The organism is Delftia sp. 60, assembly GCF_002754395.1.
Classification (GTDB): domain Bacteria; phylum Pseudomonadota; class Gammaproteobacteria; order Burkholderiales; family Burkholderiaceae_C; genus Comamonas; species Comamonas acidovorans.
Genome location: NZ_PEFD01000001.1, coordinates 5,843,649 through 5,863,423 on the forward strand (window position 1 = coordinate 5,843,649; position 19,775 = coordinate 5,863,423).

At 67.1% G+C, this 19,775-nt stretch carries 17 protein-coding genes; 10 read left to right on the forward strand and 7 right to left on the reverse strand.

What is annotated here, in order from left to right; translation table 11 throughout:
* Positions 1-199: 199 nt before the first annotated feature.
* Genes pelG through CLV01_RS26330 form a run of 7 tightly spaced genes read right to left on the reverse strand, consistent with a single transcriptional unit; the run spans position 200 to position 12,754 of the window.
* Positions 200-1,573 (reverse strand): exopolysaccharide Pel transporter PelG, encoded by a 1,374-nt coding sequence (gene pelG / locus CLV01_RS26300; protein WP_012207338.1) that lies wholly within the window; start codon positions 1,571-1,573, stop codon positions 200-202.
* Positions 1,573-3,129: a GT4 family glycosyltransferase PelF gene (gene pelF / locus CLV01_RS26305; RefSeq protein WP_099732868.1), complete on the reverse strand. Its 1,557-nt coding sequence runs from the start codon at positions 3,127-3,129 to the stop codon at positions 1,573-1,575. The genes pelG and pelF overlap by 1 nt, the downstream gene beginning before the upstream one ends.
* Entirely contained in the window at positions 3,126-4,148 is a 1,023-nt protein-coding gene (locus CLV01_RS26310; protein WP_012207340.1) for a hypothetical protein, read from the reverse strand. The genes pelF and CLV01_RS26310 overlap by 4 nt, the downstream gene beginning before the upstream one ends.
* Positions 4,141-5,520 carry a PelD GGDEF domain-containing protein gene (locus CLV01_RS26315; RefSeq protein WP_099732867.1) on the reverse strand — a complete coding sequence of 460 codons (1,380 nt, stop codon included), beginning with the start codon at positions 5,518-5,520 and terminating at the stop codon, positions 4,141-4,143. The genes CLV01_RS26310 and CLV01_RS26315 overlap by 8 nt, the downstream gene beginning before the upstream one ends.
* A gap of 23 nt (positions 5,521-5,543) precedes the next feature.
* Positions 5,544-6,095: a penicillin-binding protein activator LpoB gene (locus tag CLV01_RS26320; RefSeq protein WP_099732866.1), complete on the reverse strand. Its 552-nt coding sequence runs from the start codon at positions 6,093-6,095 to the stop codon at positions 5,544-5,546.
* A 25-nt stretch (positions 6,096-6,120) separates the two neighbouring features.
* Complete coding sequence (locus CLV01_RS26325) at positions 6,121-9,960, reverse strand: tetratricopeptide repeat protein (RefSeq protein WP_099732865.1); 3,840 nt, start codon at positions 9,958-9,960, stop codon at positions 6,121-6,123.
* Positions 9,926-12,754 carry a bifunctional glycoside hydrolase 114/ polysaccharide deacetylase family protein gene (locus CLV01_RS26330; RefSeq protein ID WP_099732864.1) on the reverse strand — a complete coding sequence of 943 codons (2,829 nt, stop codon included), beginning with the start codon at positions 12,752-12,754 and terminating at the stop codon, positions 9,926-9,928. Before CLV01_RS26330 ends, CLV01_RS26325 begins: the two co-directional genes overlap by 35 nt.
* 235 nt (positions 12,755-12,989) lie before the next feature.
* On the opposite strand from CLV01_RS26330, the gene galE reads away from it, so the two are divergent.
* The 10 genes from galE to tatC all read left to right on the forward strand — a co-directional run bounded on the left by galE (position 12,990) and on the right by tatC (position 19,701).
* Positions 12,990-14,000: a UDP-glucose 4-epimerase GalE gene (galE, locus tag CLV01_RS26335; protein WP_099732863.1), complete on the forward strand. Its 1,011-nt coding sequence runs from the start codon at positions 12,990-12,992 to the stop codon at positions 13,998-14,000.
* A gap of 76 nt (positions 14,001-14,076) precedes the next feature.
* Positions 14,077-14,877, forward strand: a complete 801-nt coding sequence (gene hisF, locus CLV01_RS26340; RefSeq protein ID WP_016450993.1) for an imidazole glycerol phosphate synthase subunit HisF — start codon at positions 14,077-14,079, stop codon at positions 14,875-14,877.
* 244 nt (positions 14,878-15,121) lie between these two features.
* Positions 15,122-15,520 (forward strand): phosphoribosyl-AMP cyclohydrolase, encoded by a 399-nt coding sequence (gene hisI, locus CLV01_RS26345; RefSeq protein WP_013800785.1) that lies wholly within the window; start codon positions 15,122-15,124, stop codon positions 15,518-15,520.
* Complete coding sequence (locus tag CLV01_RS26350) at positions 15,517-15,930, forward strand: phosphoribosyl-ATP diphosphatase (protein WP_043822256.1); 414 nt, start codon at positions 15,517-15,519, stop codon at positions 15,928-15,930. Before hisI ends, CLV01_RS26350 begins: the two co-directional genes overlap by 4 nt.
* Positions 15,927-16,319, forward strand: a complete 393-nt coding sequence (locus tag CLV01_RS26355) for a DUF4870 family protein (RefSeq protein WP_013800783.1) — start codon at positions 15,927-15,929, stop codon at positions 16,317-16,319. The genes CLV01_RS26350 and CLV01_RS26355 overlap by 4 nt, the downstream gene beginning before the upstream one ends.
* A 19-nt stretch (positions 16,320-16,338) precedes the next feature.
* On the forward strand, positions 16,339-17,370 hold the full coding sequence (locus CLV01_RS26360; RefSeq protein ID WP_065345563.1) for a patatin-like phospholipase family protein: 1,032 nt from the start codon (positions 16,339-16,341) through the stop codon (positions 17,368-17,370).
* A 41-nt stretch (positions 17,371-17,411) separates the two neighbouring features.
* On the forward strand, positions 17,412-17,774 hold the full coding sequence (locus tag CLV01_RS26365) for a histidine triad nucleotide-binding protein (protein ID WP_012207351.1): 363 nt from the start codon (positions 17,412-17,414) through the stop codon (positions 17,772-17,774).
* 193 nt (positions 17,775-17,967) lie between these two features.
* The gene (tatA, locus tag CLV01_RS26370) at positions 17,968-18,207 is read left to right on the forward strand and encodes a Sec-independent protein translocase subunit TatA (RefSeq protein ID WP_013800780.1); all 240 of its coding nucleotides are present in this window, start codon (positions 17,968-17,970) and stop codon (positions 18,205-18,207) included.
* A gap of 21 nt (positions 18,208-18,228) precedes the next feature.
* Positions 18,229-18,726, forward strand: coding sequence for a Sec-independent protein translocase protein TatB (gene tatB / locus CLV01_RS26375; protein ID WP_099732862.1), 498 nt, complete (start codon positions 18,229-18,231; stop codon positions 18,724-18,726).
* 150 nt (positions 18,727-18,876) lie between these two features.
* Positions 18,877-19,701 (forward strand): twin-arginine translocase subunit TatC, encoded by an 825-nt coding sequence (gene tatC / locus CLV01_RS26380; protein WP_013800779.1) that lies wholly within the window; start codon positions 18,877-18,879, stop codon positions 19,699-19,701.
* The last annotated feature ends 74 nt before the right edge of the window (positions 19,702-19,775 follow it).

Sequence of the window (19,775 nt, forward strand, 5' to 3'; positions counted from 1 at the left end):
CTTTGGAGTGGAAAAAGCGAAAGGCGGCGGCCGCTGCACGCAAGGTGCGCAATCGTTGTAATGAATGGTTCCTCGGCGGAACCTTTGTCTCGGTTGGGTGCCGGCGCCGAATCCCGTATTGTCGCGCAGACCGGCGCCCCCCGCCAACACGCTGGATCAAGACCGTGCAAATCGGCAAATGGCGAGAGATGCCTGCCGGTCACTGCAGCATGAAGGTCTTGTATTCGAGCCGGTTGAGCTCGCGCGAGAGCAGGTACAGCCCCACGCACAGCGTCACCAGCATGGCCAGGCAAAAGCCGTAGCCATAGAACGCGGCGCCCAGCGCCAGCGAGATGCCCGTGAAGGCGATGTTCAGCGCCACCAGCAGCAGGCAGAGCATGAACACGATGCGCCGCTCGTCCAGGTAGAAGAACACGTTGAGCACGGCCATCACACCCACCTGCAAGCCGGCGCCCACCACCTGCACGTGCAGCAGCGGCAGGTACAGCTGGGAGATGCCCAGCAACTGCAGGATGGCCGGCCCGGCCACCAGGGTGACGAGGACGGCCAGCGTCTGCACCTTGGCGATCTCGCCCAGGCCCGCCTGGATGGCGTAGACCATCTCGTTGCGCATGGACTCGATGTATTCCAGCGATCCGCCGCCGCGCACGGCGTCGAAGAACTTGTCGTAGTACTCGACGAAGTCGGTCTCGATGCGCACCAGGAAGACCGCCATGCCCGGAATGATGGACAGGTACGACAGGAACACCGGCAGGTCGTAGATCAGCGAGGCCCTGAGTCCGCCGATGATCTGCTGCGAGGTCGGCGGGTAGTACCAGAACATGAACTTGTCGATCCAGATGCCCAGGTTGTAGAGCACGCCGATGCCGATCAGCGCCGGAAAGATCAGCGAGCGCTGCGTGAAGTCGAAGGCGATCCAGCGCTGCTGCAGCGGAAAGCTGCGCAGCACGATCATCCACATGCCGGCCAGCAGCAGCACATGGCCGATCACGAAGCTGGCCAGCAGCCCTTCCAGCCCCCAGTAGCGCAGCGGCAGCGCCAGCAGCACGATGAGCAGGTAGGTGGCGCCGAACAGCCCGGCAATGGCCCGGTAGTGCTTGAGGCCCGACAGCAGCACGGTCATGACCCAGACCACGCACATCAGCGTGAAGCCGGCCAGCATCAGCACGCGGTACAGCAGGCCCTGCCCCGGCAGCACCACGAACAGCGCCAGCGTGCCCAGCGCGCTGGCCGTGGCCACGACCACCAGCAGCAGGCCATGCAGGTTGGGCAGGATGCTCTCGTCCTTCTTGAGGAACAGCTGGTCCGACACAAAGCGCGTGAAGGCCAGTTGCGCCGCCCCGGTCAGGATCAGGCTGCTGGCCACCAGATAGGTCACCGAGGTCTGGAACTGCGTGACCAGCAGCGGCGGCGCCACCACGCTGACGCTGAACACCCCCACCAGCAGGATGCCGATGATGGAGAACACCCACGGCCCCGAGCCGATGACGCCCGCATAGGCGTAGGCCTGGAGCACGCTGGTCAGCGTGTTCTTGCGCAGCAGGTGGCGCAGTTCGAATCCAATGCCGGCCATCAGTGTTTTTCCTCGGACTGTTGCAGCGCCCTGTCGTAGACCTGCCTGTAGCGCTCGAACAGCAGCCGGTCGGAGTAGTAGCGCTCCACGCGCGCAATCCCGGCCGCGCTGGCGGCCTGCCACTGCGCGGGCGAGCTCAGCAGCTCCAGGCAGGCGTCGGCCAGCGCCTCGGGGTTGGCAATGCCGACCACGCGCCCGCATGAGCCCAGAGCCTGGTCTTGCGGCTCCAGCCCGTCGATGAGCTGGCGGCACGAGCCCACGTCGGTGCTGACCACGGGCACGCCTGCGGCCTGGGCTTCGAGGATCACCAGGGGCAGCGCCTCGCTGATGGACGACAGCACGACCACGCCCACCTTGGGCAGCAGCTCCTCCACCTTCTGCATGCCCAGAAAGCGGACGTTGGCCTGCAGGCCCAGGCTGTCCACGAGGTTCTGGCATTCCTCGGCATAGGCCGGGTCCTCGGCCGTGGGGCCGGCCACCCAGGCCTGGGCCTGGGGCATCCGGTTGACCACACGGCGCATGGCGCGGATGAAGGTCTTGATGTCCTTGATGGGCACCACGCGACCGATCAGGCACAGCACGGGCGGCACCTCGGCGGGCCGCTGGGTGCGCAGCGGCGCAAAGCGTTCTATGCGGATGCCGTTGGGGATGCTGACCGTGCGCTCGGCGGCCGCGCCATCGGCCACCTGGCGCAGGCGGTTGTTCTCGTACAGCGCAATGATGGGATCGGCCGCGCCATAGCAAAAGCGCCCCATCCAGTCGAAAAACCGTATCCACATCTGCCGGAAGAACGACACCTCCATGGGGTCGCGCTGGAAGATGTTGCGGTTGTCGCGGATCCAGGAGCTTTGCAGCAGGTCGATCTGGCGCTCTTTGGTGTAGATGCCATGCTCGGACAGCACCAGCGGCAGGCCGCGCGAATGGTGCAGCAGGCCGCCCAGAAATCCTGCATAGCCGGTCGAGACGGTATGCAGCACGCGCACCGGGATCAGCCCGTGGGCGATGCGCGCCATCAGCCACAGCGGCTGCAGCATGATGCGCACGGTCCAGAAGAAGTCCACGAACGACGGGTCGGTGCAGTGGCGCCGGTAGCTGTCGCGGATCAGGTCCCAGGCGAATTCGCTGTGCAGGAAATCCTCCAGCGGCAGGCTGCCGCCGGGCTGCAGCTCCAGCGCAATGGAGCGCATGGCCGCCAGCACCTTGGCCCGGCTTTCGGCACTGCCGTCATGCGCCTCCAGCGCACCCAGGAATTCCCGGGCCTTGGCCAGGGCTTCGGGATGGCCGCGCGAAGGGGCGGGCTGGATATTGGAGTGCAGCGCGTCAAACAGGTAGTGCTGCTCGAAGTGCACCACGTTGGGCGGCAGTGCGTAGCGGAAATCGCCATAGTCCTCGCGCCGGCTGCCCAGGAAGACGATGGCAAAGCGGTGCTCGGGATAGGCCTGCAGGATCTGGTTGACCCAGCTGGACACACCACCGCTGACATAGGGAAAAGTGCCTTCCAGCAGCAGCGCGATGTCCGCATTGGCCGCCGTGGGGAACTGGCTCGCACGGCTCATGAGGCACTCCAGTAGCGGATGCTGGGCTTCAGGCGCGGCAGGGCTTGCTCGATGTCCAGCGAACGCATCAGGGCCTGCGCCTTGGCGAATTCGCGCCGATCGAACAGCAGCTCGGCCTGGTAGGGCACGACGCGTGCCGGCTCCATGCCCAGCGCCAGCGAGCGCTCATAGCAGGCCAGCGACTCCACCGCCCTGCCCTGCATGTGCAGCAGCCGGCCACGGCGCAGCAGCAGCAAGGCGTTGTCGGGCCGCTGTGCGAGCACCAGGTCGCAGTAGTGCAGGGATTGCTTGATGGCGTGGTCGCGCACATCGCCCTGCGCCACGCCCTGGTAGACCAGCTCCGCGTAGAGGTCGGTCAGCGCCCGCGCCGCCTGCAGGCCACGCGGCCCGTAGGGCGCATCGCCCTCGGACTGGCGGGCATGCTCGAACAGCTGCAGCTCCTGGTGGATGGTCTTGCTGATCTCGCGCTCCTTGGCGTCCAGCATGCTGTAGGCCAGCAGGCGCAGGTCTTCGCTGGAATCGCCCAGCGCCGTGCGCAGCATGGGCGAGGCAATGCGCCCCGGCACGCTGCCCAGCGCCACCATGGCCCGCATGCGCGAGGCGACCGGCACATTGGGATTGGCCAGGAAGGACTGCAGGCCCGCCTGGCGGCGGCTGGTGCTGGCCTGCTGGTGCGGGTCGAAATCAGGCAGGGGCATCACCGGGAAACGCGGGCCGCCACGCGGGCCGCGCTGGGTGTGCAGCGCAATGGTGGCGACCACGGCGCCCAAAATGCCGGCCACCGGCACGGCATAGGCAAACAATCCCATCAGCACCACCAAAGCCAGCCGCTGGCGCACCGACTTGGCCGAGGTGGCCAGGAAGGGCGCCAGGCACAGCGCCAGCAGGCCGCTGGCCAGCCCGTGGGCCGTGAGATAGCCCAGCAGGGCCGCGTCCGACTGGCTGCGCAGCAGCCACAGGCTGCTCCATGAGGCGATTTCCGCGGCCAGCGCGCCCAGGGCCAGCTTGAGGTTAAGCATGGCCCTGCCCCATCTGATGGAGCCGCTCCAGCACGCTGCTGGCCGAGCAGCGGTCCAGCAAGATGGTGCGCGGGAAGATGCCCGCATCGGCCAGCGAAGCCACGCCGCGCTGGGCCAGCCAGCCCTCGATGCGGTTCAGGTAGCCCTCGGCCGTGGCGTTGGTGCCCAGCGGCATGAAGATGGCCAGCAGCTGCCGGCCATCGCTTTCCTGCAGCCAGGAGCGGTCCAGCATGCGCTCCAGCCGCATGATCTGCTGGGCCATCTGGGCCTGCACAGCCGAGGGCGACAGCTCCAGCGCCACCACCACGCTGCTCAGGCGCGCGCTGCGGTTCACATGCTCCATGCGCTGCAGCTCGAACGCGAAATGCGGCGGGCAATCGGGATAGGCCTGCAGCAGCGGCGCAGCCAGGCTGTTGGCGGCCACGCTGTCCGTGTAGTAGCCCAGCAGCAGGTTGATGGTCTGCAGCGCCTCTTCCTGCAATGCGAAGAAAGGCATTTCCTCGACCAGCAGCAGGCCGTAGATCTCGCCCTCCAGGTCCAGCATGGGCGCCACGACGATGTACTGCGTCTGCTGGCCCTCCGCCATGCTTTGCGAGACATGGCACAGCACATGGCTGTCCAGCGCCTGGCGCACCAGCGGATCGTGGACATGGATGGGCCGCTCGCCCCCCAGCTGGGCAATGGGCGTGGGGTCCAGCACCTCATTGCGCACGGGCACCAGGCTGGCCACGCTGATCTGGCTGAAGCGCGACAGCAGGTTGAGCAGGCTTTGCGCATCGCCCTCGGCGCCACTGAGGCCGCTGAGCACGTTGATGGCATCGCGCATGGACACGGGGCGGCCTATGAGCTCCTGCTCCAGCCGGTCATGCGACAGGCGCAGCAGGTAATGCTGGCGGATCAACTGCTCGGTGCGCTGGTCCATGTAGTTCTGCGCCGTGCGCGCGCGGCGTATGCGTGCGCGCCAGAGGCTGGAGATCTCGCCCACGACCATGACCAGGATCAGGCCGCCCAGAAAGTACTGTTCCGGGAACAGCGACAGATCGCGCTGGTTGACGCCCAGCCAGGCCAGCAGCAGCACGCCGGCCGCCGACAGACCGGCCACCGGCCCGTAGCGCAGGGCCACCACCACGGGCGCCAGCCAGGCCCAGGGGAACTCGGACTCCACCCACAGGGGGTTGTCCGGGTTGGCCCACATGCCGATCAAAACGGCCAGCACCGGCAGCAGCAGCGTCTCGCCCACCACCACCCAGGGCTTGGCGCTCGTCTGCACGAGCAGGCCCAGCGGCGAGCCTCTGAATTCCGCGGCAATGCCGGCGCGGCGCGGTGCAGCGGAATGCGGTGCCGCCTTGGGCGTGCTGGCTTGGTCTGGCATGAAGAGTCGTTCCCTGGATTCGCTTATCGGGCGTTGGCCAGGCCTGTGCCCAGCAGGTTGCGGATCAGCTTCTGGCCCACGGCGGCCAGGGCCTCGCGGCTCCAGCCGCTTTGCGCGCCCGCGCCGCTCCACACGGTGGCGCCGGTGCCCACGTCCACGATCTCCAAGGTCACGCCCACGGCCGGCTCGCCATCCACGCCCACCTTGTAGCGCCATTCGTCCACCGCGCCCGTCAGCGCATAGCGCACGCCTTCGCCGCGCGCCCAGGCCAGGGCGTCGTCGCGGCGCTTGACTTCGCGGCCGTCGAACAGGGTTTCCTGCAGTGCATCGCCCGTGTAGCGCTTGACCTGGCCCACGCCACGCGCATTGATCAGCGCCGTGGCAATGGCGGCGGCGCGGTTGCCGGCCATGGGCGTTTCGGTGTGGTTCTCGAAGGGCAGCACCGCCCAGCTGGCGTTCGTCTCCAGCGCGGGCGCCGTGCCCCGGTCGATGGTCGAGCAGGCAGACAGCAGGCCGACAAGGGCAATACCCGTGAGCACGCGAAGGCGGGAGGCGAAAGTGGTGCGGTGTGTCATGGAGAGGCTCCTTGAAGTCTTCGGATCAGTAGTGGAGGCGGTAGGTCAGCAACAGCTCGCGGGTATTGCCCACGGTGTTGATGCCCGACTTGGACAGATTCAGGCCCAGCGCGAGGTGGTCCGCGCCGAACAGGCTGGTGGCCAGGCCCATGCCCAGCTCGTAGCCCGCGCCGTTGACGCTGTGGTGCGTCAGGGCCAGGCTGGCGTAGGGCCGCAGCGCGCGCGTGTACTGCTGCTCGTAGCCCGTGTTGAACATCATCTGCAGGCCCGAGAAGCGGAAACTGCGCGGCAGCAGATAGTCGATGGTGGGATCGTTGAACGGCGGCAGGTAACCCAGGATGGCCGCATCCCGGCCCTGCAGCAGCGCCGGGTCGTTGCGGCTGTAGCGATGCCAGGAGGTGAAGGCGCCGAACTGCAGGGTGGGCGCCTCGCTGCGGTAGGTGTGCAGGTATTGCAGCGTCGCATGGTTGCCGGAGCCCACGCGTGCGCCGCTTTGCACGCGGTAGCGCTCCGATGCCAGCTCCAGCGTGATCTGGTCCAGGCGCGAGAGCTGGTAGCTGCTGCCCAGGGACACGCGGTCCTTCATGCCGCCCATGCGCATGGCCAGCGTTTCCTGCGTGGCCAGGTGCCGGCCCAGTGATGCCTGCAGGCTCCAGCGGCTGTCCACGTTGTAGGTCTGCGTGAACTGCATGGGCGTGTAGCCCTCCAGGCTTTCGCGCCGGCCCAGCATGAATTCGCTGGAGGCCGACTGCGTCTTGCGCGTCAGGCGCAGGCCGATGCCCCGCTCCTGAGAGGGGTCGCGCACCAGGGTGTTTTTGTTGACCGTGCGGCGCACGTCCTCGGCATCCAGGTCCAGCGCCCAGCGGGGGTTCAGGCCCACATGCCAGCGCAGCCGGGAGACCTGCTCGTCGATGGCGTCCATGCGGCGGTTGCGCAGTTGCAGGCCGCCGTAGTCACTGAAGGCCAGCAGCTGCTCGGTCAGCGCCAGGTGCAGGGGATCGTCGTCGGGTTGGTCGGCCATGTTTTCGAAGGCCGCCGTCTGCGCCAGCCGCACATCGCCGACCATGGCTGCCGCGTTGATGCGGTCATAGCGCGGCAGCGCCTCGTCATGGCGCTGCAGCAGCTGCCCGGCCTGGGCCACATCCTTTTCCGCCAGGGCCACCGTAATCTCGGCCCACAGCGGCGAGCTGGTGCTCTTGCTGCGGCTGCGCGCGTACTGCTGCCACAGGTAGCCACGCTCGGCCTGGTACTCGCCGCGCTCCTGCAGCCAGGCAATGGCCAGCTCGGCCGCAGCGGCGGAATGCTCGCGGCGCCCGCCTTCCAGGTCCATGCGCAGCAGCTCGCGCATCAGGGCGAATTCGGCATCGCCCTGGGTATGAAAGAGCATGAGCCGGCTGCGGGCCTGGCGCTGAACCTCGTCCAGCCCCTCGGCCGTCAGCCATTTGCGGGCGGCCAGCGCCGCTGCGCCGTCCTGAGCGCGTGCCCGCACCTTCTCGCGCGTCCACAGCTGCTGCCTCAGGCTCCAGGCCCGATCGGCCTGCTGGTTCTGCTCCAGCGCGTCGGCGTACTGCATCATCCACAGGAAGTCGTCGGCATGCTCGGCGCGATGCGGCTTCAGATAGCGTTCCAGCGCAACGGCGGGGCGCGACAGCGTCATGTAGGCCGCCGCCAGGGCGCCGTGCATGTCGGCATCGCGCGCCCAGACAGGCTCGGCCGCCGCCAGCAGCAGCTTGAGGGCCGCCGCATTCTGCGTGTCGATCAGCAGCCACATCAGGCCCTGGCGCAGCGGCGTGGAGCCGGGGTCCAGCGCCAGGCCCTTCTCGAAGGCCTCCATGGCCTTTTTCGATTGCGCCGTGCGCTGGTAGTAGGCGCCCAGTATCTGGAAGAAGGTGGGCTGGCCCTGCAGGCGCTTGACCAGGGCCGGGTCGGCCAAGATGCGTTCGACCTGGCTGCCGATCTGGGTCCAGTCCTCCAGGTCCTCCAGCAGGTAGAAGGCCTGCGTCAGATGGCGCACGTCATGGAACTGCTCCCAGGCGTGCAGGGACATCCGGGCCGCCTCGCGCCGGTCGGCGCGCTGCAGCAGGCGTATCACCTCGTCGTAGTCGCTGATGCCGGCGTGCGGCGTCTGCAGCAGGCGGCGGTAGGCCTTCAGCGTCAGTGCTTCCTGGCGCTGGTCCTGGGCCAGGTCGCCCAGCAGGCGCCAGTACTCGCCCTCGTCCTGCATGCCGGCGGGAATGCGCGTCTGCGCATCCTCCAGCCAGCGCAGACCCAGCGCCGGCTCGCCCTGCAGCAGCGCGAGCACGGCGGCGGGCATGGCGTGGGCCGGCGTGCGCTGCTCGGGATCGGCAAGCACACGCTTCCAGGCCTGCAGCGCCAGTTGCGACCGGCCTGCGCGTTCGGCCAGCTGGGCCAGCAGGATCTGCGACTGCGGCGTGCTGCCGTGCTTTTGCAGATAGTCGATGGCCTCGCCGGGCTCGGCTTGGCGCTCGTAGGCCTGGACCAGAGCCTGCTGCAGCGCGGCATCCTGGGGACGGCGGCTCAGCTGGTGGCGCAGGCCGGCAATCAGGGCGCGGTCGTCGAACAGGCCCGGCGCCAGGCGCATCACCGTCCTCCAGGCATCCTCGCTCCCCGTGTTCTGCGCAATGACCAGCCAGTTGTCCAGGGCCTGCTGCTGCTGTCCCATCCATTCGGACACCTGGGCCAGGCGTTCGCGCCAGGCCATGTCCTGCGGCGCCTGGCGCACGGCGGCCGTGGCCACGCGCCAGGCATCTTCCAGGTTGCGGTTTTCGAGGAACACCTCGTAGCCCAGCAGGTAGGTCTTGTCGTCAAAGGGCAGGCCCGGCGGCGGCTTGCGCACGGGATCGGCCGTGCGCAGCATGCGCCAGCCCGGGGCGGTCCAGGCCACGGGCTGCAGCGCCCAGGCGCCGTCGTCGGCAACCGGGTCCGGACCGACACCCGAAGCCCCGGCCACCTGCGTCTGCCATTGCTGCAGCAGCGACAGCTGCAGCAGCCGCTTGGCATAGCGCTCAGCCTCGGCCCGGTTGCCGGCCGCGCGCGCCAGGCCGATGAGCCTTCGCAGCGTCTCGGGGTCGCTGCCCAGCAGTTCTTCCTGCTGGCGCGCCAGCGCCAGCGCTTCGTTGGCACGGTTGCCGGACTGCAGCACCTGCAGGGCCTGCCAGAGGTAGGCGCGCGACTGCTGGACGTCCTCGGTCGTGGCGCTGGCCTGGCGCAGCAGCCGGGCCGATTCCTCGTACAGGGACATGCCCAGCGCCTGCCGCGCTGCGGATTCATAGACCTGCGCCTTGCGCGCGGGATCGGCCTGGCGGCCTGCCACGTCGTCGTAGATGCCCAGGGCCAGCGGTGCGTCCTTGAGCACCAGCGCCGACGAGGCCAGGTACAGAGCCTGCTCCTGGGTCAGCCCCTGCAGCGGCACGTCCTTCAACGCCTGCATCACCTGCGGCGCCAGCGCCTCGGCCTGGCCGCCCGCGCGGTGGTCCTGCTTTTGCGCCTCCAGATAGCCCTGGTAGGCGGCCTGCCAGTGGTCCCAGGCCTGGACGGCTGCGCTGGGCAGTGCCTGCTTGGCCGCCTCTTCCCGCGCCAGCTTGATGGCCTGCAGGCGCTCTTCCTTGGCCTTGAGCAGGGCGCGCAGGTTCTCGTTGCCGGGATCGCTCTTGAGCAGGTTGCTCAGGTAGTTGTAGGACAGCTCGGAGTCATCTCCGGTGACGGAGAGCCGGCGCTCCAGATCCTGCTTGGGAAACAGCATCCACAGGGCGCCACCGATCAGTACCGCCAGCAGCGCGATCAGCCAGAAGGGAACCGTGATGGGGCGCTCAGAGCCCCCGGCATTGCGCTTGGAGTTCGACACTGTTTTGGGTACTTCTGAAGGAACGGAGGTTGGCGTTGCCGGTATCGGCACCCGCCACGGCAAGGAGGGGCGTGGCGGCGTTCGCAGAACTCAGCGAACAGCCGGCAGGCAGGTACATGCGCAGCTCCAGCGGCACATGGCCCTGCAGGGCGAAGCGCACGCCGCCGTCGGCCTGGGGCTGCCATTGCGTGAGCCGGGCATTGGCATCCACCAGATAGGGGCGCGCCGCGTGGGCGGCCGCGCCTGCGGCGTCCTGTTGCGTCTGTTGCACCAGGTATCCGGCGCTGCCGGCCAGATGCAGGTAGCTGCCGTCTGCCCCCTTGGCATAGCCGGCAATGCCGCTGCTGGCAGCCATGGAAGGCAGGGCCATGCCGGGCGGCATGCGCAGCGTGCGCAGCTGGCCCGGACCCCGCAGGCGCCAGCCCTGCGCGTCGCGGCCGATGGCGAATTCGTAGAAATCCTGCACCTTGCGGATGTACTCGGAGCTGTAGACCGGGTTCAGCCGCTGCGCCAGCGCCCACTGGTAGATCCTGTGCAACGCCTTGATGCTGGCCTGCTTGCTGGCGGAGTAGGAGTGGTAGTAGATGTCCACGGCCTTCAAGCGCCGGGGAGCCTCGGTCATCTCGAAGGTCTCGATGACGCGCTCGAAGCCGTAGAACGGCCCGTGCCAGAGGTTGGTGTAGATGTTCTCGTTGGTGACGGGCGCATAGATCTGCAGGTGGCCGCCCTTGCGCAGACCCCAGCTGCGCACCTCGGTCAGCGAAGGATTGCTGCGCGTGATGGCCGTGTCGCCACCATTCATGTTGAGCAGGCCGGCGGCATCGGAGATGGCCAGGGCCTCGGCGCTGGGCGCCGTGTTGCCGGTCCACAGGAACACGTCCACCGGCTTGCCGGGCGGCGCCAGGCGCTTGCGGATGTAGTCGACCGAGCCATTGATCTCCCGGTTCATGTCCATCTGGTAGCCGGGGATGTGGAGGTTGAGGTTCACCTCCTTGCTGTCATCCCCGTCGGGCGCTGCCCCGGGCTCCCAGAAGAAGGGGTGCGAGTAGGAATGGCTGGCGATCTCGACATGGGGCATGGCGAAGATGCGCTTGGCAATGCCCTCCAGCTGCTCGGCCCACTGCGGATACAGGCCCTGCGGCGAGACCTCGGCCTCGATGACCGAGATGGTGTGCGGGATCTTGTAGCGCTCCAGAATCTCGCGGCGCAGCACTTCGCCCGCGAAGGGCGTTCCCGGCAGCTCGGCCTTGGAGGGAAAGCCGTCGCCATCCACATGGGCCAGCAACAGGCGGCGGCCGTTCTCCGTGGAGACATCGGGCGCGGGGAAATCCTTCAGGCGCAGCGCCTCGCGCAGCAGCGCGAACGGATCGATCACCCAGCGCGACTGGTCGGTGCCCGGCATGCTCACCACCACATAGGGCATGAGCGCAAAGCCGCCCCAGGGCGTGATGGCGGCAGAGACGAAGCGGCGCCCCCGCTTGTCGTCGAAGGACAGCAGCTCACGGCTGCCCCTGGCCATCTGTGGAGTGAACTCCCAGCCTTCGTAATCGTGCGCTGGCTCGGCCGGCTGTATCTCGAAACCCATGAGCGGCGCCTTTTCGGCGCGCCGCAGCGGGAACACAGGTGCCGCTTCCGTGCTGCGCGTGCCCAGGGCGGCCGACATGGTGCGGTCCTGGGACAGGCCCAGCGTATTGAGCACCAGCAGCGGCATGCCCTGCTGCACCTGATTCGCCAGCCACTGCCGCACGCTTTTGGCCCGCATCTCGGGCACCGCGCCGCCGAACCAGCTCACCACGCCGGCATAGCGGTCGCGCGCCACGCCTTCGGGCAGGGGCTCGCGCACATCGGCGTAGTCGGCAACATAGCCCATGTAGTTGATGGGCATTTCCAGGAAGCGGTGCGCCGATGCGCCGTTGATGGACGGATAGTCGGCACCGTTGTAGAGAATCAACACCCTGCGCGCCACCGCCTCCACCTGGCCTATGCCCAGGGTCTGCAGGCCTGCATCCGACACCCACGGAATGATGCCCAGCTGCGCAATGCGGCGGGCCGTCTCGCGCGTGGCATCCCGGTCGTGCGGGGCCACGTAGTCGATGGACAGCACCGGCAGGCGGTCACGCTCGCGGATGGTCTGCAGTTGCTGCAGCAGCCATTCACGGTCTTTCTCGGGCACGTTCACATAGCGCTTGAGGCTGGCATCCCAGCCCCGCAACAGCGACTCCGCCGCCACCATCTGTACCTTGTCGCGCACGCGCGGCACGATCTCGAAGCCCCGGTTCAGGATCAGGCGGATGCCGGGGTAGCGCTGGTGCAGCGTCTCGATGACGCGCACCAGGCCGTCCTGCTGGGCCTTTTCGTCGAAATTCGCGGCCAGGCGGTAGGAGTCCAGCGTGTCCAGGAAGAAGCCGCGAAAGCCCTGCTTCCACAGCGGTGCGATCACCTCGTCGGCAAAGAAGGCGGGCCACTGGGCAGGCGTCTGGTCCAGGACGATGGACTGCCAGGCGCCGTTGCGCGCCATCTTCCAGGCCTCGGGAATCTTGCTGAAGTAGGCGCGCTCGGGCAGCACCTCGGCCACGGAGGCATATGCGTAGAGTTCGCTGCCCGGAGCCTGCTTGCGGAATTGAACGGGGTCGTAGCCGTGGCCCGGCTCCACGACAGCGATGTCGTAGAGGCTCAGTTCACTGAGCAAGGCCTTGTTCCCGTAATAGACGGCAACCGCTGGCTCGGCGGCCTGCACCGCCCAGCCGCACAGCACCCCCCAGCAAAACAGGCAGGTTCGCAGGAAAGCGTTCACGGCCTTCTCCTTGGGGTGCGGCCACGCACAGTCAATTCATAGTTTTTGTACATCAAATTTCTAGTCGATTTGATAAAAGCTATCGTCAGTCCGACGAAATGCGGGCGCGAGCATACCGGTTTTTGTCTGCAAACGTGTCTTCTCCCTACTTTTGTGCTCGGCGCCCTTGAAGCACGGGGGAAGCTGGGTTATGGCGATACTAGGCAGGCAGAAAAATCACCAATGAAAGGTATTCATGATTCTGGTCACAGGCGGCGCCGGCTTCATCGGCTCGCATACCTGCGTGGAACTCGCCGCTGCGGGCGAGCCCTACCTGATCTACGACAACTTCAGCAACAGCAGCCCCGATGTGCTCGACCGCATGGAACGCATCACGGGCCGGCGCCCGCTGTGCGTCGAGGGCGACGTGCGCGACCGCGCCGCGCTGGAGCGGCTGTTTGCCGAGCACTCCATCCGCGAGGTGATCCACTTCGCCGCGCTCAAGGCCGTGGGCGAGTCCGTGGCCCAGCCGCTGCGCTACTACGAACACAACGTGGGCGGCACGGTGGCCCTGCTGCAGGCCATGCGGACGGCGGGCGTGCGCAGCCTGGTGTTCTCCTCCTCGGCCACGGTCTACGGCGATCCGGCCAGCCTGCCGATCCGCGAAGACTTTCCGCTGTCCGCCACCAACCCCTACGGCCGCAGCAAGCTGTGGATCGAGGAAATGCTGGCCGATCTGGACCGGGCCGAGCCCGGCCAGTGGAGCCTGGCACGGCTGCGCTACTTCAACCCCGTGGGCGCCCATGAAAGCGGCCTGATCGGCGAGGACCCGCGCGACATCCCCAACAACCTCATGCCCTATGTCTCGCAGGTCGCCATCGGCCAGCGCCAGCAGCTCAGTGTCTATGGCGATGACTATGCGACGCCGGACGGCACGGGCGTGCGCGACTACATCCACGTCACCGACCTGGCGCGCGGCCACCTGGCGGCGCTGCGCTATCTGCGCGAGCAGCAGGGCCTGCTGACCGTGAACCTGGGCACGGGGCGCCCGGTCTCGGTGCTGGAGATGGTCAAGGCCTTCGAGCGCGCCAGCGGCCGCCCCGTGCCCTACCAGATCGTGGCGCGCCGCCCCGGCGACGTGGCCCAGTGCTGGGCCGACCCCGCGGAGGCCGAGCGCCTGCTGGGCTGGAAGGCTGCGCTGGATATCGATCGCATGTGCGAGGACGCATGGCGCTGGCAAAGCCAGGCCGCAGGCCTCAAGCGCTGAACCCCGCAGCGCCTGCGGGCGCCGAGGGCGTGGTATCTTTTCGCCCTTGTTTCACGCCCTAGCCACGAGTCTGCCCATGCTTGCCAAACGCATCATCCCCTGTCTTGACGTCACGGGAGGGCGCGTCGTCAAAGGCGTGAACTTCGTGGAACTGCGCGATGCGGGCGACCCGGTGGAGATCGCCGCGCGCTACAACGCCCAGGGCGCGGACGAGCTGACCTTCCTGGACATCACGGCCACCAGCGATGGCCGAGACCTGATCCTGCCCATCATCGAATCGGTGGCCAGCCAGGTCTTCATTCCGCTGACCGTGGGCGGTGGCGTGCGCACCGTCGAGGACGTGCGCCGCCTGCTCAACGCGGGCGCCGACAAGACCAGCTTCAACTCGGCCGCCATCGCCAATCCCGATGTGATCAATGCGGCCTCGGACAAGTACGGCGCGCAATGCATCGTCGTGGCCATCGATGCCAAGCGGCGCACCGCCGAGGACGAGCAGCGCATGGGAGCCGATGGCCGCGCTGCCGGCCCCGGCTGGGACGTGTACAGCCACGGCGGACGCAAGAACACCGGCCTGGATGCCGTGCAGTGGGCCGCCGAAATGGCGCGCCGCGGCGCGGGCGAGATCCTGCTGACCAGCATGGACCGCGACGGCACCAAGTCCGGGTTCGACCTGAAGCTCACGCGCGCCGTCAGCGACGCCGTGCCCGTACCCGTGATCGCCTCGGGCGGCGTGGGCTCGCTGGACGACCTGGCCGATGGCGTGACCCTGGGCGGCGCCGACGCCGTGCTGGCCGCCAGCATCTTCCACTACGGTGAATTCACCGTGGGCCAGGCCAAGCAGCGCATGGCCGAGCGCGGCGTGCCCGTGCGCCTCTGATACGGCGCGTCGGCGGACTCCTTCATTTCAGTTTTCCATGGCGCTCGCGCCGCCCACAACCCATGAAACCGGCGCGGCCCAAGGAACCAGGGACAGCGAGCAAGGGCCGCCCCGCAGCAAGGCTGTCGTCTCCCTCCCGCGCGGCGAGAGAGGGGGAAGGCGCGAAGCGACTCAGGGGGTGTATTTTCAATCCAGGCAATTCCTGACAATCCTGTCACAGGGATGCCCACCCAGGATATTCACAATGCAGGCAATGAACTGGCTAGATCAAGTCAAATGGGATGCGCAGGGCCTGGTGCCCGTGATCGCGCAGGAAAAGGACACGGGCGACGTGATGATGTTCGCCTGGATGAACCGCGAGGCCCTGGCCAAGACGGCCGAGCTCGGCCGCGCCGTCTACTTCAGCCGCTCGCGCAACAAGCTGTGGTTCAAGGGCGAGGAATCGGGCCACGTGCAGACCGTGCACGAAGTGCGCATCGACTGCGACAACGACGTGGTCCTGCTCAAGATCACCCAGACCGGCCACGAGCCCGGCATTGCCTGCCACACGGGGCGCCACAGCTGCTTCTACAGCGTGCTGCAGAACGGCCAGTGGCAGGCCGTCGATCCGGTCTTGAAAGACCCCGAATCGATCTACAAATGAATTCCACGAACATGAACGACACCGCAAGCACTTCCTCGCTGGACGCCCTGGCGCGCCTGGCCGCCGTCATCGAAAGCCGCAAGCCCGCCAACGGCGGCGACCCCGACAAGAGCTACGTCGCCCGCCTGCTGCACAAGGGCCCGGATGCCTTTCTGAAGAAGATCGGCGAAGAGGCCACCGAAGTGGTCATGGCCGCCAAGGACGCAGACCATGGCGGGGACGCCGGCAAAATCCTCTACGAAGTGGCCGATCTGTGGTTCCATAGCATGATCGCCCTGGCCCACTATGGCCTGACGCCCGCCCAGGTCGTTGCCGAACTGGAACGCCGCGAAGGCACCAGCGGCATCGAGGAAAAGGCGCTGCGCAAGGCCCAGGAACGTGATGTGAACGAGAAAGGACCGCTGCCATGAATGACGATTACATCGAAGTCCGTGCCCTGGACCAGTCCCGCATCGAGGGCCTCAAGGCCTGGGGCTGGGTCAGCTACCTGCTGCACCTGGTGGTGGCCGTGGCCGCCGTCGTGCCGGGCGCACAGCCCAGCATTGCGCTGCTGGTGATCGCCCTGATCATCGATCTGGTCAAGCGCGGCGACGCCGAAGGCAGCTGGATGGCCAACCACTTCTCGTGGCGCATCCGCAGCGTGATCTGGGCCGGCATCCTGTACCTGGTCACGGCGCCGCTGTGGCTGCTGTTCTTCGTGCCCGGCTGGATCGCCTGGACCGTCATCTCCATCTGGTTCCTCTACCGCATCGTGCGCGGCATGGTCGCCATGAACCGCAACCAGGCCGTGGACCGCTGAAGGTCCCGGGCAAACCGCCATGACTCCGACCCCGACCTGCAAGATCAACCTCGCCCTGCAGGGCGGGGGCTCGCACGGTGCCCTGACCTGGGGCGTGCTCGATGCGCTGCTGGAAGACGGCAGCTTTGTCTTCGACGGCATCAGCGGCACCAGCGCCGGTGCCATGAATGCAGTGGCCCTGGCCCAGGGCTTTGCCAAGGCTGCACGCCAGGAAAGCGATCCGGTGGCCGCCCAGGCGCTGGGGGCCGAGCTGGCCCGCGCCACGCTGACCGAACTGTGGGAAGGCGTGGGCACCATGGGCAGCCTGATGTGGGGCGCGCCCCTGCCGGGCAGCCCCTTCATGGGCGTGCTCAACCAGTTCTTCTCGCCCTACCAGACCAACCCGTTGGACATCAACCCGCTGCGCAAGCTGCTCGAACGGGTCGTGGATTTCGAGGCGCTGACGCATCCGCCCGTGGAAGGCGTGGTGCCCAAGGTCTTTGTCTGCGCCACCAATGTGCGCACGGGCCGGGGCTGCATCTTTTCGGGCAGAAAACTCAGTGCCGACGCGGTCATGGCCTCGGCCTGCCTGCCCCAGCTGTTCAAGGCCGTGGAAATCGACGGCGAGCCGTACTGGGATGGCGGCTTTTCGGGCAACCCGGCGCTGTACCCGCTGATCTACGGCACGGCGTCCAGCGACATCCTGCTGGTGCAGATCAACCCCATCGAGCACACCGATCTGCCCAACACGGCGGCCGACATCATGGACCGCATGAACGAGGTCACCTTCAACGCCGGCCTGCTGGCCGAGCTGCGCGCCATCGAGTTCGTCAAGCGCCTGCTAGAGCAGGGCAAGCTGGACCCGGCACGCTACAAAAAGGTGCTGCTGCACCGCGTGGACGGCGGCTCTGTGCTCAAGGGTTATGGCGCCTCGACCAAGACGCGCTCCGACATGCGCTTCGTGCGCGAGCTGTTCGAGCTCGGACGCGAGCAGGGCCAGCAGTGGCTCCAGCAGCACCGCAGCGACATCGGCGTACGCCAGACGCTGCGCATCAACGACAATCCGGCCTGATTTCCAACCTACCGCCAGCTTCCCAGGATTCCTGTAGCGCCATGCACGACCACGACCCGAACTGCCTGTTTTGCCGCATCACCAAAGGCGAGATCCCTTCCCGCAAGGTCTATGAGGACGAGGACGTCTTCGCCTTCCACGACATCCATCCCGGCGCGCCCATCCACTTCCTGATGGTGCCCAAGAAGCACATCCCCTCCATGGCCCAGGTCCAGGCCGAGGACGCCCCGCTGCTGGGCCGCCTGATGGCGCTGGCGCCCCGCCTGGCCGCCGAGCAAGGCTGCAACCCGTATCCCGACGGCGGCTTTCGCCTGGTGGTCAACACGGGCACCGAAGGCGGCCAGGAAGTCCACCACCTGCATATCCACGTCATGGGCGGCCCCCGCCCCTGGCTCAAGGGCTGAAACTCAAGGGCTGAAAACGCCGCGGCGGCCACGCTGCCTGCGGCAGACGGCTGACGCCCGGCACAAGGTGGCCCGTCTCTTGCTTGAGGCACCCCCTGTTTCTTGCGTCGGCCAAACGGCTTTTGTGGGGCCTTGCGAACTGCCGCCATGGCCCGGCGTCTAAAATGACCTGCAATTCTTAGGAGAGATTCTCATGGGCTCGTTTTCCATCTGGCATTGGCTGATCGTCCTGGCCATCGTGGTTCTGGTGTTCGGCACCAAGAAGCTGAAGAACATCGGTTCCGACCTCGGCGGCGCCGTCAAGGGCTTCAAGGACGGCGTGAAGGACGGCTCGACCTCCACCGACACTCCCGCAGCCGCTCCCGGCCAGGTTGCCGGCCAGACGGCTGCCGACAAGACCACCATCGACGTCGAAGCCAAGCAAAAGAGCTGATGGCCCGCACGCCAAGCTTCCATGTTTGATATTGGCCTTTCCAAGATGGCGCTCATCGGTGCCGTGGCCCTCGTGGTCATCGGTCCCGAGAAGCTGCCGCGCGTGGCGCGTACCGTCGGCACCCTGCTGGGCAAGGCCCAGCGCTATGTCTCCGATGTGAAGGCAGAGGTCAACCGTTCGATGGAACTCGACGAGTTGCGCAAGATGAAGGACACGGTGGAAGGCGCGGCGCGTGACGTCGAGCAGTCCATCCACACTTCGGCCGCCAACTTCGAGAAGGACTGGAACGAGTCCACGGCATCGCTCAACGGCACGTCTTCCTCGTACGACTCCTCTTCCTACGGCACCGACAGCGATACGTACAGCGCCGTGGCGCCGGCCTACCGCCACCCGGGCAAGAACTGGCGCCTCAAGCGTGCCGCCGTGCCCCAGTGGTACAAGGCCCGCGCCGGCGTGCGCACCAAGGCGCAGTCGGGCGCGGCGCGCGTGGCGCGCTTTCGCCCCCAGAAGTCCCGCTGAAGATGCCGGCGCGCCGCGGGCCACGAGGCAACCAGCCCAGCCTCTGCCACCCGGGCACCCGCCATTGCCGAATCCTGCCCGATCCGTCGGGCTTTCTGCTTTTCACCCCAGGTCCGTGGATGCCCTTGCGGCCCGCCGCGGTTTCGCACCATGTCCGACATTCCACCTAAAGACGACGAGCTGGCAGGCACCGAGCAGCCTTTCGTCCAGCACCTGATGGAGCTGCGCGACCGCCTGCTCTATTGCATCTACGGCATCGGTCTGGCGATCGCCGTGCTGGCCGTGTGGCCCGGCCCCAACGGGCTGATCGACTTCATCGCCCATCCGATCAAGGCCCACATGCCGCCCGATGCCAAGCTCATCGCGGTGGGCGTGTTCACGCCCTTCTTCGTACCGCTCAAGGTGCTGATGATGGTGGGCGTGCTGGCCGTGCTGCCCTGGATCATGTACCAGATGTGGGCCTTCGTGGCGCCCGGCCTGTACAGCCATGAAAAGCGCTTTGCGCTGCCGCTGATCATCTTCGGCAGCCTGCTGGCCTATATCGGCATCGCCTTCGTGCAGTTCTTCGTGCTCGACAAGATGTTTGCCTTCATCCAGGGCTTCACCCCGGACAGCGTGGCGGCCACGCCGGACATTGCATCGTATGTGGAGGCCATCCTGTCGCTGTACCTGGCCTTTGGCCTGGCCTTCCAGGTGCCCATCGTGGTCATGCTGCTGGTGCGCTTCGGCCTGGTGGACATCGCCAAGCTCAAGTCCTTCCGCGGCTACTTCATCGTGGTGGCCTTCATCATCGCCGCCGTGGTCACGCCGCCCGACGTGATCTCCCAACTGGCCCTGGCCATTCCGATGTGCATTCTTTACGAAATAGGCATCCTGGGCGCCGGCTGGTTCAGCCGCGTCTCCAAGGCACCGGAAGAAGAAGCCGAGCCCGGCACCGCAGTGGACAAGCCGGCAGAGGATAAACCCTCCCCCTGAGTCGCTTCGCGCCTTCCCCCAGAGGGGGACGACACCCTCGGTGCGGGGCGGCGCGGCCGGCCCAGGCCCTTCCT

Bases quoted from the DNA above. Each gene is read 5' to 3' on its own strand.
- tatC (WP_013800779.1), top strand. From the start codon at position 18,877: ATGTCCGACATTCCACCTAAAGACGACGAGCTGGCAGGCACCGAGCAG.
- CLV01_RS26310 (WP_012207340.1), bottom strand. From the start codon at position 4,148: ATGCTTAACCTCAAGCTGGCCCTGGGCGCGCTGGCCGCGGAAATCGCC.
- tatB (WP_099732862.1), top strand. From the start codon at position 18,229: ATGTTTGATATTGGCCTTTCCAAGATGGCGCTCATCGGTGCCGTGGCC.
- CLV01_RS26365 (WP_012207351.1), top strand. From the start codon at position 17,412: ATGCACGACCACGACCCGAACTGCCTGTTTTGCCGCATCACCAAAGGC.
- CLV01_RS26315 (WP_099732867.1), bottom strand. From the start codon at position 5,520: ATGCCAGACCAAGCCAGCACGCCCAAGGCGGCACCGCATTCCGCTGCA.
- CLV01_RS26320 (WP_099732866.1), bottom strand. From the start codon at position 6,095: ATGACACACCGCACCACTTTCGCCTCCCGCCTTCGCGTGCTCACGGGT.
- pelG (WP_012207338.1), bottom strand. From the start codon at position 1,573: ATGGCCGGCATTGGATTCGAACTGCGCCACCTGCTGCGCAAGAACACG.
- hisF (WP_016450993.1), top strand. From the start codon at position 14,077: ATGCTTGCCAAACGCATCATCCCCTGTCTTGACGTCACGGGAGGGCGC.
- galE (WP_099732863.1), top strand. From the start codon at position 12,990: ATGATTCTGGTCACAGGCGGCGCCGGCTTCATCGGCTCGCATACCTGC.
- CLV01_RS26350 (WP_043822256.1), top strand. From the start codon at position 15,517: ATGAATTCCACGAACATGAACGACACCGCAAGCACTTCCTCGCTGGAC.
- pelF (WP_099732868.1), bottom strand. From the start codon at position 3,129: ATGAGCCGTGCGAGCCAGTTCCCCACGGCGGCCAATGCGGACATCGCG.
- CLV01_RS26360 (WP_065345563.1), top strand. From the start codon at position 16,339: ATGACTCCGACCCCGACCTGCAAGATCAACCTCGCCCTGCAGGGCGGG.
- hisI (WP_013800785.1), top strand. From the start codon at position 15,122: ATGCAGGCAATGAACTGGCTAGATCAAGTCAAATGGGATGCGCAGGGC.
- tatA (WP_013800780.1), top strand. From the start codon at position 17,968: ATGGGCTCGTTTTCCATCTGGCATTGGCTGATCGTCCTGGCCATCGTG.
- CLV01_RS26355 (WP_013800783.1), top strand. From the start codon at position 15,927: ATGAATGACGATTACATCGAAGTCCGTGCCCTGGACCAGTCCCGCATC.